Here is a 14715-nt window from a genome sequence, read left to right as displayed (position 1 = left end):
TCAGCCGAGCACATCTTCCTAAAGTAGGGCAATGCGCACCGAGGACGTCCTGGCCGCGACGGCGACCGGCCTGTGGCGCTGGGACAGCGGAGCCGGGACCGTCACGCTCGATGCGGAGGCGGCCCGGCTGCTGGAGCTGCCCGCCGAAGCCGGTGTCTTCCGGGAGGCGGCGGTGCGCGCGCGTTTCCATCCGGTCGACTGGAACGAGATCTACGGGGTGGTGAACCTCGCGGTCCTCGAGGGCACCCTGGCCGAGGCTCGGCTGCGGATCGTGGACGACCGCGGGCGGGTGCTCCGTACGGTACGCAGCCGTTCCAAACCACTGCCGGCGGGCAGCGAGGACTACCTGCTGGTCGGCACGCTCCAGGAGGTCGCCGAGCCGCAGCCGGGCACCACCGGCGCGCACACCCCCATCACCGGGGACTGGCGCCGCTCCCGGGAGGCATTCCTCCTGGACGCGGGGCGGGCGCTGGCCGAGGCCCGGTCGACCGCCGAGGTGCTGCGGGTCGCCGCGTCGCTCTCCATGCCCGGGTTCTCGCCGGACGGGCTCGCCGTCTTCGGTGTCGCGGGCGACCGCCTGACGATCATCGGGCACCACGGGCACACCATGGGCGACGAGGACCCGTTCACCGACATGACCCTGGAGACGGACTATCCGGCCGCGGAGGTCGTACGGACGGGGCGGGCGATCTATCTCCCCTCACCGGAGGAGTACAACCGCCGCTTCCCGGCCACCTGGCCGCTCGCCAGCCGCTTCGGGCGCCACTCCTGGGCCTTTCTCCCGCTGATCGTGTCGGGCCGCACGATGGGCGCCTGGATGGCGGGGTTCCGGCACCCGGTGTCGTTCTCCCCGGACGAGCGGTCGGTGCTGACGACCGTCGCCAGGATGCTCGCCCAGGCCCTGGCGCGGGCCGAGGTGGCCGAGACCGAGCGGGAGCTCTCGCAGGGGCTCCAGCGGTCGATGATGCCGTCTCTGGGCCCCGACATCCCCGGCATGACGGTCGCCGCCCGGTACGTACCGACCGGCGGCGGGCTCCAGGTGGGCGGCGACTGGTACGACATGATCCCGCTCCCCAACGGCCGTATCGCCCTGGTCATCGGCGACGTCCAGGGCCATGACGTGCGGGCGGCCGGGCTGATGGGGCAGTTGCGGATCGCTCTGCGCGCGTACGCCTCCGAAGGGCACCGCCCGGACGCGGTGCTCTCCCGCGCCTCCCGGTTCCTTTCCGGGCTCACCGACGCGTACGACGACGGGGAGGAGACCGGGCCACGCTTCGCGACGTGTCTGTATGCGGAGGCCGACCCCGAGACCGGCACGCTCGACATCGCCCGGGCCGGACACCCCGACCCGGTGGTGATCAGCGCCGACGGGACCGCGGTGATCCGGCAGACCGGCGGCGGGCTGCCGCTCGGCGTCGAGACGGACGCCGACTATCCGACGACCCAGATCGTCCTGGAGACCGGCGAGACGATCATGTTGTGCACGGACGGGCTGATCGAGACCGGTGGCCACGACATGGCGACCGGCTGGGTGCGGCTCCGGCCGGTCCTGGAGGAGCAGACCGGCGACCTGGAGAAGCTCGCCGACGCGCTGGTGCAGGCGGTACACGGGCCGGGCTCGCACTACACGACCGGTCCGCTCGTCGACCGCCGCGAGGACGACATCGCGGTGCTGCTGCTGCGGCGCGAGTCGGGTGCCCCGCGGCAGGCGGCGCCGCGCCGCACCGCACTGACCATCGCGCAGGCCGAGCCCGAGCGGATCGCGGCGGCCCGGCAGCAGCTGCGGGAGCTGCTGCACGACTGGGTGGACCCGGAGCAGGTCGATGCGGCGGTGCTGATGATCTCCGAGATGGCGACCAACGTGCTCCTCCACACGGACGGGGACGCGCTGATGGTCGCCGAGGCGACCGGAGAGCGGGGGAAACGGCGGCTGCGCGTGGATGTGGCGGACGGCAGCGACGAGCTGCCGCACAAGCGGCGGCCCGGCGAGATGGCCTCCAGTGGACGGGGGCTGGTGCTGATGGAGATGCTGGCCGACGCGTGGGGGGTGGATCCGCAGGGCGCCGGGAAGTCGATCTGGTTCGAGTTGTACGAGGCCGAGCCGGTGGAGACGGCCGGGGCATAGGGGTTCCGGGTGCGGCCGGGTGCCGTTCCGTCCTCAGAGCCTGTCGGGTGGGTTCGGCGGGGCGGAGGGGCTCGGTGGGGTGGATGGCGGTTCGTCCGGGGTGTGGCGCGTGCGGAGTTCGCCGAGGACGCCGAACGCCGCCGCGCACACCGGTACCGCCAGCAACATGCCCAGCACGCCCGCCACACTCGCGCCCGCGGTCAGCGCGATCATGATCATGGCCGGGTGCATCTGGACCGTACGGCTCTGGATCAACGGCTGCAGCACGTGCCCCTCCAGCACCTGGACCGCGAGCACCACCCCGAGCGCCCAGAGCGCGATCACGACCCCCCGGTCGGCGAGCGCCACCAGAACGGCGACGGCACCCGAGATGAACGCCCCGAGGTACGGGATGTACGCGCCGACGAAGACCAGCGCCCCCAGCCCCACCGCCCCGGGCACCCGCAGGATCAGCAGACCCACGGTGATGCAGATGGCATCGATCAGCGCGATGAACGTCGTGCCGCGCATGAATCCCTCGACCGCTTCGAACGCCCGCCGGCCCATCGCCTCGACCAGATCACCGGTGCCGCGCGGGGCGACGGAGTGCGCGAGGTTCGCGGCCCGGTCCGAGTCGCGCAGGAAGAAGAAGGTCAGCAACAGGGCGAGAACGCCGGTCGCGATGAGTGAGCCGATCAGGCTGATCCCGGTGAGCACTCCGCCCGCGGCGCTCGCGCCGAATTTCTCGACGAGCTTCCGGGCATTGTCGACGAGGTCGTTCACATTGGTGTTCCGGGCGATCCCGAAGTGGTCGATGACCCACTGCCCGGCGTCCTTCAGTGAATGGATGATCTGGTCGCCGGTGTCGATGAATGCGGTGACGACGATGTACCCGGCGCCGCCGCCGATCGCGACGAGCAGCGCGCAGGTGAGCCCGGCGGCCACCGACCGGTTCACCCCTCGGGCGGCCAGCCAGCGGTGGACGGGACCGAGCAGCGCTGTACCGAGCAGTGCGAGCAGCACCGGGGTGACGGCCGTCTTGAAGATGATGCACAGCCAGATGGCGACCGCGGCAACGCCGGTGACCAGCAGAAGCACTGCGCACCAGGCAGCTGTGCGCCGGGCGGTGTCGGGCAGGAGGGGTTTCCGGGTATCCACCCTCCCACCCGATCACGGTGCGGGAGCCATGTCCCGCTTGTACGACCGAACGGGTGACGGGCCGTCAGGACGGCCCGTCACGCAGATCACTCACCCATGCCGTGGACTGCGGGCACGGTGCCGAGGCGGCCGGCCTGGAAGTCCTCGAAGGCCTGCTTCAGTTCGGCCTGGCTGTTCATGACGAACGGCCCGTAGTGCGCCATCGGCTCCCGGATCGGGCGGCCGCCGAGCAGGACGACCTCCAGGTCCGGGGTGTGACCGTCCTGCTTCTCGTCCGCACGGACGGTCAGCGAGGAGCCGGTGCCGAAGACGGCGGTCTGCCCCATGTGGATGGGACGGCGCTCCTGACCGACCGTGCCGCGACCGGCGAGCACGTACGCGAGTCCGTTGAAGTCCTCGCGCCACGGCAGGGTCACCTCGGCGCCGGGGCGCACGGTGGCGTGGACCATCGTGATCGGGGTGTGGGTGACGCCCGGGCCCTCGTGACCGTCGAGCTCACCGGCGATGACGCGGAGCAGCGCGCCGCCGTCCGGGGAGGCGAGGAGCTGGACCTGGCCGCCGCGGATGTCCTGGTAGCGGGGGGCCATCATCTTGTCGGCCTTGGGCAGGTTCACCCAGAGCTGGAGGCCGTGGAAGAGGCCGCCCGACATGACGAGGGACTCCGGCGGGGCCTCGATGTGGAGGAGGCCGGATCCGGCCGTCATCCACTGGGTGTCGCCGTTGCGGATGGTGCCGCCACCACCGTTGCTGTCCTGGTGGATGAAGGTGCCGTCGATGATGTACGTGACGGTCTCGAAGCCGCGGTGGGGGTGCCAGGGAGTGCCCTTGGGCTCGCCCGGCGCGTACTCCACCTCGCCCATCTGGTCCATCATGATGAACGGGTCGAGGTATTTGTAGTTGATCCCGGCGAACGCGCGGCGAACCGGGAAGCCTTCGCCCTCGAATCCGCTCGGCGCCGTGGTGACGGCGAGCACGGGACGGGCCGTGGCGTCGCCCGAGACGGCGACCTTGGGCAGGGTCAGTGGGTTTTCGACGGTCACTGCGGGCATGGGAGCCACCTCCGGGATTGTTCTGATCTCAATTTAGTTGAACAGTGAACATCTTGCAAGGGCCGCGGTATTCCCGCACCGCCACAGGCTCTCCCCGGACAACGGGAAGGGGTCCGCACCCGACAGGTACGGACCCCTTCTCGAAGGTCAGGAATCAGACATCTGCGAAGCAACGGCGTCTAGCCGTACATGCGACGCATCGCAAAGTCGACCATCTGCTCCACGGCCTTGGCGTCGAAGACCATGCGGTGCTCGCCCTCCATGTCGAGGACGAAGCCGTAGCCGGTCGGCAGCAGATCGATCACCTCGGCACCGGTGATCACGAAGTACTTGGACTCCTTGCCCGCGTAAAGCCGCAGCTCCTTGAGCGTGGTGAACATGGGGATCACCGGCTGCTGGGTGTTGTGCAGGGCGAGGAAGCCGGGGTTGTCGCCGCGCGGGCAGTAGACCTTCGACGAGGCGAAGATCTGCTGGAAGTCCTCGGCGGACAGAGAACCCGTGGTGAAGGCCCGTACCGCATCACCGAGGGAGGGCGGCGAGGGCTCGGGATACAGCGGCTGCTCGCCGTAGCCGCCACCCATCTGCTGCTGTGCGCCCTGGTTCTGGTCGTAGCCGTACATACCGCAAAGAGTAATCGGACACATCAGGCCCTTGAGGGGTTGCGTCTTATTACTGACGGGTAGCATCATCGGAGAGGTCAGCTGATATACGCATCGCCAGCTCGTCGCCCGCCCGGCCCTCACCCCTCCCCGGGGCGCTGTGCGCCACTGCTATTGATTACGGAGCCTTCCCATGGGGCACTACAAGTCGAATCTCCGCGACATCGAGTTCAACCTCTTCGAGGTCCTCGGGCGCGACAAGCTGTACGGCACCGGACCGTTCGCGGAGATGGACGTCGAGACCGCGAAGAGCATCCTCGACGAGGTCAACCGCCTCGCGGAGAACGAGCTCGCCGACTCGTTCGCCGACGCCGACCGCAACCCGCCGGTCTTCGACCCGGAGACCAACACCGCACCGGTCCCGGCCTCCTTCAAGAAGTCCTACCAGGCCTTCATGGACTCCGAGTACTGGCGCCTGGGTCTGCCCGAGGAGATCGGCGGCACCACCTCGCCGCGCTCCCTGATCTGGTCCTACGCGGAGCTGCTCCTCGGCTCGAACCCGGCCGTGTGGATGTACTCCTCCGGCCCGGCGTTCGCCGGAATCCTCTTCGACGAGGGCAACGAGGCGCAGAAGAAGATCGCCGAGATCGCCGTCGAGAAGCAGTGGGGCTCGACGATGGTGCTGACCGAGCCGGACGCCGGTTCGGACGTCGGCGCCGGCCGCACGAAGGCTGTCGAGCAGGAGGACGGCTCCTGGCACATCGAGGGTGTGAAGCGCTTCATCACCTCGGGCGAGCACGACATGTCCGAGAACATCATTCACTACGTGCTGGCCCGCCCCGAGGGTGCAGGCCCCGGCACGAAGGGCCTGTCGCTCTTCATGGTCCCGAAGTTCCACTTCGACTGGACCACCGGCGAGTTGGGCGAGCGCAACGGCGTGTACGCGACGAACGTCGAGCACAAGATGGGCCTCAAGGCGTCCAACACGTGCGAGATGACGTTCGGCGACCAGCACCCCGCCAAGGGCTGGCTGATCGGTGACAAGCACGACGGCATCCGCCAGATGTTCCGCATCATCGAGTTCGCCCGGATGATGGTCGGCACGAAGGCCATCGCCACCCTCTCGACGGGTTACCTGAACGCGCTGGAGTACGCCAAGGAGCGCGTCCAGGGCACCGACCTTGCGAACTTCATGGACAAGACCGCGCCCAAGGTCACCATCACGCACCACCCCGACGTGCGCCGTTCGCTGATGACGCAGAAGGCGTACGCGGAGGGCATGCGCTCCCTCGTGCTGTACACCGCCTCCGTCCAGGACGCGATCCAGGAGAAGGAGGCCGCGGGCGAGGACGCGAAGGCGCTGCACGGCCTCAACGACCTGCTGCTCCCGATCGTGAAGGGCTACGGCTCGGAGAAGTCGTACGAGCAGCTGGCGCAGTCGCTCCAGACGTTCGGCGGCTCCGGGTACCTCCAGGAGTACCCGATCGAGCAGTACATCCGGGACGCCAAGATCGACACCCTCTACGAGGGCACGACGGCCATCCAGGGCCAGGACTTCTTCTTCCGGAAGATCGTCCGTGACCAGGGTGCCTCGCTCAACGCCCTGTCCGAGGAGATCAAGAAGTTCCTCGCGGGCGCCCAGGGCAACGAGGAGCTGTCCGGCGCGCTGGACTCGCTCGCCAAGGCGGCCGTGGACCTGGAGGCGATAGTCGGCACGATGATCACCGACCTCACCGCGACCGGCGAGGACGTCAAGAACATCTACAAGGTGGGCCTCAACACCACCCGCCTGCTGCTGGCCTCCGGCGATGTCGTCGTCGGCTACCTGCTGCTGAAGGGCGCGGCCGTGGCGGCCGAGAAGCTGCCGACCGCCTCCGCGAAGGACGTCGCCTTCTACCAGGGCAAGATCGCCGCCGCGAAGTTCTTCGCCGCGAACGTCCTGCCGGGCGTCTCGGCCGAGCGCGCGCTCGCCGAGGCGGTCGACGGTTCGCTGATGGAGCTGGACGAGGCCGCGTTCTAGTGTCGTGACCGGCAATGTTTGCCCGACAGGGCAAAGCTTGCCGGGAGAGGCACCGGCCTTCGGCCCGCAGCACTGGTCAACGAGGCGCCGCCACTCGAATTCGTTCGGGTGGCGGCGCTGTCGTATCAGCTGGGCACGCTGAGCGCACGGCCGAGAATCCTCGGCAACGCACGCTTCGCCCAGCGCGGTAACAGTTCCGTCCTGGCCCGACCACCATGACGGTGATCCGCGTCGGATCGACCGTGCTGGGGATCCGGACCACGCACAGCCGGACCGCTCCGACCGACAAGCGGCTCACCGCTCTGGCCACCGTGTTCGCCCAGCGTGCGCGGCAGGCGCAGGACGGCGAGGAGCCGACCGCTGTGTGGGCGTCCGTACCGCCCGCGGGACAGCCACACGCCAGGGCGGCGGTACCCCGGATTTCTACCGCACCATCGTCGTTACAGTGAAGAACATGAGTTCTTCCCTCCGCTTCGACCGCGGTCACACCGACGACCTGATGGCCTTCCTGATGGCCAGCCCCTCCCCGTACCATGCCGTGGCCACCGCCGCGGCGCGGCTGGAGAAGGCCGGCTTCCGGCAGGTCGAGGAGACCGCGGCCTGGGACGCTTCCACCGGTGGGAAGTACGTGCTGCGCGGCGGGGCGATCATCGCCTGGTACGTGCCGGAGGGCACCGGGGCGCACACCCCGTTCCGGATCGCCGGGGCGCACACCGACTCGCCGAATCTGCGGGTGAAGCCACTGCCCGACACGGGCTCGTACGGCTGGCGGCAGATCGCCGTCGAGGTGTACGGCGGCACGCTGCTCAACACCTGGCTGGACCGGGACCTCGGTCTCGCGGGCCGGATCAGCCTGCGCGACGGCACGCACCGGCTGGTCAACATCGACCGGCCGCTGCTGCGCGTGCCTCAGCTGGCCGTGCATCTGGACCGGTCGGCCAACACCGACGGCCTCAAGCTCGACCGGCAGAAGCACATGCAGCCGATCTGGGGGCTCGGGGACGTCGAGGAGGGCGACCTGATCCGGTTCGTCGCCGAGGAGGCCGGCGTCGCCGCCGACGACGTGACCGGCTGGGACCTGATGCCGCACGCCGTGGAGCCGCCGGCCTACCTGGGCCGCGACCGCGAGCTGCTGGCCGGGCCGCGAATGGACAACCTGCTCTCCGTGCACGCGGCGACGGCCGCGCTCGCCGCCGTCGCCGGACAGCCGGACGACCAGATTCCGTACATCCCGGTGCTGGCCGCGTTCGACCACGAGGAGAACGGTTCGCAGTCCGACACCGGCGCCGACGGCCCGCTGCTCGGCACAGTGCTGGAGCGCTCCGTCTTCGCCCGCGGCGGTACGTACGAGGACCGCGCCCGGGCGTTCGCGGGGACCGTCTGCCTCTCCTCCGACACCGGTCACGCGATCCACCCCAACTACGGGGAGCGCCACGACCCGACGCACCACCCGGTGGCGAACGGCGGGCCGATCCTCAAGGTCAACGTCAATATGCGGTACGCGACGGACGGCAGCGGCCGTGCCGTGTTCGCGGCGGCGTGCGAGAAGGCGGGCGTGCCGTGGCAGACGTTCGTCTCCAACAACTCGATGCCGTGCGGCACGACGATCGGCCCGATCACCGCGGCCCGGCACGGCATCCAGACCGTGGACATCGGCGTCGCGATCCTGTCGATGCACAGTGCGCGTGAGCTGTGCGGCGCGGACGACCCGTATCTGCTGGCGAACGCGCTGGCATCGTTCCTGGCGGGCTGATCGGCCTTCCACACATGGTTGTTGCCGGGCCGGGTACGCGATCCGTACACCGGCCCGGAGCCTCCGGGCCGCCGAGGAGGCGTGACCCATGGGACTCGGAGGATGCATCATCCTCATCGCCGTCGGGGCGGTACTCACCTTCGCCACCGACTGGAAGATGGACACCGTCAATGTCGACCTGGTCGGCTGGATCATGATGATCGTCGGCGTCATCGGCGTTTTCGTCTACGCGAGCATCGCGCGGCGCCGCCGACTGGTCGTACCGCCCAGCACCACGGTCGTGTCCGACGACGACCGCCGCGGCCTCTGAACCGATTCCGGCCTCTTTTCTGTTGCGGCGCAGCTCACGGCGGTTCCTCGTAACCCCGGGCGGTAATCTCAGTTCTTTGCCCGGGGAGGAGTACCAGTGGAGTTCCGCCTGCTCGGTGCGGTGTCCGTAGCCACCGAAACCGGTGATCTGCCGCTCGGCCCCGCCAAGCGCCGCAGTCTGCTCGCCACGCTGCTCCTGCAACCCAACGCTCCCGTCCCCATGAGCCACTTGATGGACGCCCTGTGGGAGGACGAACCACCGGCACATGCCCGCACGGTCGTACAGGGGCATGTCTCACGGCTGCGCGCCCTGCTCACCGGCAACCGTGCGGACGAGTACGGGGTCGTCCTGGACACCCACGGGTCCTCGTACGTCCTGCGGATGCCGGAAAGTCTGCTGGACGCCCACCGGTTCGAGGAACTGCTCATGCTGGCGCGGGAGCAGCGCAGCCCCGCCGACGCCATAGTGATGCTGAAGGAGGCCCTGTCGCTGTGGCAGGGGCCCGCGCTCACCGGCGCGTTCCCCAGTCCACCGCTGCAGGCGGCCGCGCAGGCGATGGAGGAGTCGCGGCTGGCGGCGGTCGAGCACATGGCGCGCGTGTACGCCACGCTGGGCGAACACCACCGGGCCGCCGCCGTGCTGAAGGCCCAGGCCGTCATGCATCCGATGCGGGAATCGTTGGCTGCGGCCCTGATGACGGCGCTGTACCGGGCGGGACGGCAGTCGGAGGCACTGGACTGGTTCCACCGCACACGTCGGCTGCTCGCCGACGAGCTGGGGGTCGACCCGGGGCGGGAACTGGCCGACGCGTACACGCTGATCCTGCAGGGCGAGATGCCTGCGGAGGATGTCGGGACGGATCGAGCGACCGGTCGTGACAGGCCGCCGGCAGTCGGCACGGCCGGGCGGCCGGCCCGGAACGGTGATCAGGCCCCCGCCCCGGCCCGGGACCTGGACCGTGCCGCCCCCAGTGGCGGGTCCGGCCCCGTCCCTGCGGTGGCCGAGACCCTGCAGGGCACCGGCCGGACCGGCAGGCACCCCATGACCGTGACGCACCACACGGACCTGCTGCCCCGCGCGCCCCGCGGCTTCCACGGGCGCGTCGCCGAACTGGCCGCGCTCTCCCGGGCCACGGCGGGCGAGGCACCGGTCTGCCTGATCACCGGACCCGCCGGGGTGGGAAAGACCGCGCTGGCCCTGCAGTGGGCGCACCGCAGCCCCGGGGCCTTCACGGACGGACGGCTCTTCGCCGACCTGCGCGGGTTCAGCGACACCGGCGAGCCCACCCCCATCGAAGTCCTCCGTGAGTTCCTGCTCACGCTCGGCGTCGCACCACGCCGCATCCCCGAGTCCGTCGCGGCCGCCGCCGCGCTCTTCCGTTCCCTGACCGACCGGCGCCGTCTGCTCGTCATCCTCGACAACGTCCGTGAATCCGCCCAGATCCGGCCGCTGCTGCCGGGCGGCACCGACTGCGTCACGGTCGTCACCAGCCGGAACAGGCTGGAGGGCCTCATCGCCTCGGACGCGGCCCGTCCCGTCCCGCTGAACGTTCTCGGGTCCCCGGACAGCACGGCCCTGCTCGCCGGTGTTCTCGGGGAGGAGCGGGTCCTCGCGGAACCCGTGGCGGCCATGCGGCTCGCCGAACTCTGCGGCGGGCTGCCGCTCGCCCTGCGGGTCACGGCGGCCCGGCTGGCGGGGCGTCCGCAGTGGACGCTCGCCCGGATGGCCACCGAACTGGCCGACGAGCGCAGCAGGCTGAGCTACCTCGATGTGGAGGACACCGGGGTCTCGGCGGCGCTGCGGCTGACCGTGCAGCAGCTGCCGCCCGACGCGGTCCACCAGTTCACCCGGCTCGGCCACCATCCCGGCAGCCACTTCGACCCGTACTCCGCGGCTGCTCTCGCCGGTACGGACCCGGTCACGGCCGCCGCCGCGCTGGAACGGCTCGCCGCCGCCCATCTCGTCACCGAAACGGCGCCCGGGCGCTGGGTGTTGCACGACCTGGTACGCCTCTACGCCCGCGGTCTCGATCCCGCGTCCGGAACCGAGGCCCTCGTCGGTGTTCTCGACCACTACATCGCCACCGCGCTCGCCGCCGCCGATACGGCCGAACCCGGCGGTGAGCCCTGCTTCGTCCTGCCGGACGACTACCACCACCCCGCCGCCGTAAAGGATTTCACCGACCGGGCGGCGGCGATGCACTGGCTGGCCACCGAACGCGACGACCTGGCGCAGGCGGCCGTCGCGGCCCGGACCGCCGGGCTCGACGACCGGGCCTGGCGGATCATCCTGCTCCAGTGGCCCCAAGTGGTCTGGCGGGTCCGGGACAGTTGGACGCCGCTCCTGGAGCTCGCGCTGGACGCCGCTCGTGCCCGCAGCGATCCGTACGCCGAGTCACGGGTGATCAACCTGCTGGGCTGGGTGCTGACCGAGGAGGGCAGGACCGCCGAGGCCCTCGCCCTGCTGGAACGCTCTCCCGGCCTCGCCCGGCAGGCAGGTGACCGGCTCGGTGAGGCGACCGCGCTGATCAACCTGGCCGTCGTCCAGGCCGAACAAGGCGGACTCGAAGCAGCGTTGGAGGACTGCGAGCGTGCCGTCGGCCTGGCCCGTGAGGAGCGCGACGCGCACACCGAGATGCTCGCCCTGCAACACCTCGCCCGGATGCAGCTCGAAGCGAACCGCCCGCAGGACGCCCTCGACTCCGCACGGACGGCGCTCGACCTGGGGCCCGAGCACGAGGAGGCCGCACGCCGGGTACTGCTGCTGACCGTCAGCGGCCGGGCGCGCCTGGCCCTCGGCGAGGAGAGCGACGGCATCCGGCTGCTCGACCGGGCGGCCGGCGAGGCGGAGCGCGCCGGTTACGACGAGGGCGCGGTACGGGCCCTCGAAGCGCTGCTGCGGGTGACGGCGGAGACCGAGTACCGCGAACGGTACGAGCGGGCGGCACAACGGCTCAGCGACGACGGGTGAGCCGCGCGCCACAGGGGCACGGCAGCGCGTTCCCGAGGCGGGCGGCGCACCCCGCGCCGAGGGCCGGGCGCGGACGTCAGCGGGACGTTAGCGGCGCGGCAGCGGAACGTGAGCGCCAGGCGGAAGACTGAGGGATGTCAGCAGGTCAGGGGCAGTTCGCCGTAGGAACCCTGGTCTTCGCATCACTGTCATATTCGGGGGAATCTCCATGCGTACGTTCCACAGCCGCACCACGGTCCTCAGCGCCGCCGCCACCGCCGTGCTCGCCCTGGCACTCACCGCCTGCGGCGGGGAGGACACCGGCACGAAGTCCGCCGACCCGGCGAACAGCTCCGCACCGACCGCGGAATCGGCTGGGTCCTCGCAGTCCACCGGCACCGCGAGGACCAGTGGTGCCGTGAAGGACACCGCCGCCGCGAAGGGAACCGGCAGCGCGAAGGGAAGTACCGCGAAGGGATCCACCGGCACGGCCTCCTCGTCCGCCGCCACCTGCACCACCAAGGACGTGACCATCAGCGCCGCCTACCGGGGCGGCCCGCCCTACACGCACATCGTCCTGACCGCGAAGAACACCTCGGGTCACAGCTGCCGGCTGAACGGCTTCCCGGAGATCCAGTTCCTGGAGAGCCACAAGGAGAACGTGCCGGCGGTCGCCAAGAGCAAGCCGGCCGCGCCCGTCGTGCTCACCTCCGGCGCCCCCGCCTATGCGCTGGTGAAGCTGTCGGACGGCGGCGTCGACGAGGACAACGAGCCCGTGACCGCGTTCTCCGTCACGCTCACGGGAGGCGGCGGCATGGCCACCGTGAAGGCGCCCGGCAGCGAGGGCATCGCCGTCGACCCGGCGAAGTCGGCGACCGGCTACTGGACGTACGAGCTGCGCAACGGCGCGGACGACTTCTGAGCCCGACAGACTCTCAGGCCTGCTCGTCCATTCCGGCGAGCACCAGCGGCAGCCGCGGCGTTCCCTGCGCACTCACGCGGACGGGGACGCCCCAGTCCTGCTGGTGGACATGGCAGGCCGGGTACTCGTTCTCCGGGTCGTCGTCGCAGGACGCCGCCATGGCGGACACATGCAGGACACCTTCGGTGACGCCGTCGGCCAGGACCAGGTCGCGGAAGAGGTCGGTGCCGGGCCCCGCACCCTCCGCCAGCAGCTCGGGCGGGGTCGACGAGACCAGCAGCCGGGTCGAAGGGCCGTACCGGGTGTCCAGCTTCTGCCCGGCGGGCGCCTGGAAGACCACGTCGAGCCGGAGCGTGCCGGGGGAGATCTCGGTGGCCGCGCGCTGGGTGCGGTGCGCCTGGTCGGCGACGCGCACGGCTTCCTCGGGCAGCCGCAGCCGGGTCAGCCGGTGCCGGGCGGATTCGACGACGACAAGATCGCCGTCGACCAGCACCGCGTCACTCGGCTCGCGCAGATCCGTGGCCAGCGTGGTGACCTCGCCACGGGCAGGGTCGTAACGGCGCAGGGCGTGGTTGTACGTGTCGCTGACGGCGACGGACCCGTCCGGCAGCGCGGTGACGCCCAGCGGGTGCTGGAAGAGCGCCTGGCCGGCGGCACCGTCGCGGTGGCCGAAGTCGAAGAGTCCGGTGCCGACGGCGGTGTGCACGGTCCCGTCCCGGTCCACGTACCGCAGCGCGGACGTCTCCGAGTCGGCAACCCAGAGCCGGTCGCCGTCGGCCGAGGCGGCAAGTCCGGACGGCTGGGCGAACCAGGCCTCGTCGGCCGGACCGTCGACCAGTCCTTCGTTGGTCGTGCCCGCGGCGACCTGCACGGCTGCGGACTCGGGGTCGTACGACCACAGCTGGTGCACGCCCGCCATGGCGATCCACAGCCGGTCCGCGAACCAGGCGACGTCCCACGGGGAGGAGAGGTCGACCTCGCGGGCCGGGCCGGTCGTCGGAGAGCCCTGCCACCACTGGCGGCCGGTGCCGGCGAGGGTCGTCGTCACCCCGGTCGTGAGGTCGAGGGCGCGGAGGGCGTGGTTGACGGTGTCGGCGACCGCGATCCGGCCGTCGGGCAGCACGGCCAGCCCCTGCGGCTCGCTGAACCTGACCTCGTCGGGCCCGCCGTCCGCGAACCCGCGGTCCCCGGTGCCGAAGTGACGGCGCACCGTTTCGCCGTCGGGGTCGAGCTCGACGAGGCGGTGCCGGGTGGTGTCGGAGACCAGGAAGCCGCCGTCGGCCAGCAGCAGGGCCTTGCCGGGGAAGCGCAGATGCGTGGCGACGGGCTCGGGCGCCACGTACGGGCCGTCGCCGCGGCGCAGCGTGCCCTTCGCGGCGTGCTCGGCCTCCAGCTCCTCGACGAGCTTCTCGATGGCGTGCGCATGGCCCTCGCCGGCGTGCTGGGCGACGACATAGCCCTCGGGGTCGATGACGACGAGCGTCGGCCAGGCCCGTACGGCGTACTGCTTCCAGGTGGCGAGCTCGGGGTCGTCGAGGACGGGGTGATGGACCTCGTACCGCTCGACGGCGTCGACGACGGCCTGGTGCTCGGCCTCGTGGACGAACTTCGGCGAGTGCACGCCGATGATCACCACGGTGTCGCGGTGCTTCTCCTCCAGCTCGCGCAGCTCATCGAGGACATGCAGACAGTTCACACAGCAGAACGTCCAAAAGTCCAGAATGACGATGCGCCCTCGCAGGTCAGCGAGGGTGTACTGCTGGTCGCCGGTATTGAGCCAGCCGCCCTTGCCGACCAGCTCGGGGGCCCTGACGCGCGCACGTGTTGCCATGTGAACAGTCAACATCACCG

The 14715-nt window shown here is 70.6% G+C and carries 10 protein-coding genes; 6 read left to right on the top strand and 4 right to left on the bottom strand.

The window, feature by feature from the left end:
* Window positions 1-31 precede the first annotated feature (31 nt).
* Window positions 32-2125, top strand: a complete 2094-nt coding sequence (locus OG972_RS21615) for a SpoIIE family protein phosphatase (RefSeq protein WP_266983886.1) — start codon at window positions 32-34, stop codon at window positions 2123-2125.
* A 33-nt stretch (window positions 2126-2158) separates the two neighbouring features.
* Here OG972_RS21615 and OG972_RS21610 read toward each other — a convergent pair whose 3' ends face one another.
* From OG972_RS21610 to OG972_RS21600, 3 genes are all read right to left on the bottom strand, one after another.
* Window positions 2159-3262: an AI-2E family transporter gene (locus OG972_RS21610; RefSeq protein WP_266983885.1), complete on the bottom strand. Its 1104-nt coding sequence runs from the start codon at window positions 3260-3262 to the stop codon at window positions 2159-2161.
* Between the two features lie 86 nt (window positions 3263-3348).
* Window positions 3349-4311 (bottom strand): pirin family protein, encoded by a 963-nt coding sequence (locus OG972_RS21605; protein WP_266983884.1) that lies wholly within the window; start codon window positions 4309-4311, stop codon window positions 3349-3351.
* A 179-nt stretch (window positions 4312-4490) separates the two neighbouring features.
* On the bottom strand, window positions 4491-4931 hold the full coding sequence (locus OG972_RS21600) for an SseB family protein (protein ID WP_037701899.1): 441 nt from the start codon (window positions 4929-4931) through the stop codon (window positions 4491-4493).
* Window positions 4932-5103: 172 nt separating this feature from the next.
* Between OG972_RS21600 and OG972_RS21595 the strand changes: the two genes are divergently transcribed.
* From OG972_RS21595 to OG972_RS21575, 5 genes are all read left to right on the top strand, one after another.
* The gene (locus OG972_RS21595) at window positions 5104-6930 is read left to right on the top strand and encodes an acyl-CoA dehydrogenase (RefSeq protein ID WP_266983883.1); all 1827 of its coding nucleotides are present in this window, start codon (window positions 5104-5106) and stop codon (window positions 6928-6930) included.
* 454 nt (window positions 6931-7384) lie between these two features.
* The gene (locus tag OG972_RS21590; protein ID WP_266983882.1) at window positions 7385-8683 is read left to right on the top strand and encodes a M18 family aminopeptidase; all 1299 of its coding nucleotides are present in this window, start codon (window positions 7385-7387) and stop codon (window positions 8681-8683) included.
* A gap of 88 nt (window positions 8684-8771) precedes the next feature.
* Complete coding sequence (locus tag OG972_RS21585; RefSeq protein ID WP_266983881.1) at window positions 8772-8993, top strand: DUF6458 family protein; 222 nt, start codon at window positions 8772-8774, stop codon at window positions 8991-8993.
* A gap of 96 nt (window positions 8994-9089) precedes the next feature.
* On the top strand, window positions 9090-11963 hold the full coding sequence (locus OG972_RS21580; RefSeq protein WP_266983880.1) for a BTAD domain-containing putative transcriptional regulator: 2874 nt from the start codon (window positions 9090-9092) through the stop codon (window positions 11961-11963).
* A 208-nt stretch (window positions 11964-12171) separates the two neighbouring features.
* A complete protein-coding gene (locus OG972_RS21575) occupies window positions 12172-12864 on the top strand; it encodes a DUF4232 domain-containing protein (RefSeq protein WP_266983879.1) in 693 nt (230 codons plus the stop codon).
* A 13-nt stretch (window positions 12865-12877) separates the two neighbouring features.
* On the opposite strand, the gene OG972_RS21570 is transcribed toward OG972_RS21575, so the two are convergent.
* Complete coding sequence (locus tag OG972_RS21570) at window positions 12878-14695, bottom strand: NHL domain-containing thioredoxin family protein (RefSeq protein WP_266983877.1); 1818 nt, start codon at window positions 14693-14695, stop codon at window positions 12878-12880.
* Window positions 14696-14715: the final 20 nt, after the last annotated feature.

The organism is Streptomyces sp. NBC_01669 (assembly GCF_026339735.1).
GTDB lineage: Bacteria > Actinomycetota > Actinomycetes > Streptomycetales > Streptomycetaceae > Streptomyces > Streptomyces yanii.
This window is presented reverse-complemented; position numbering and strand designations above follow the sequence as displayed.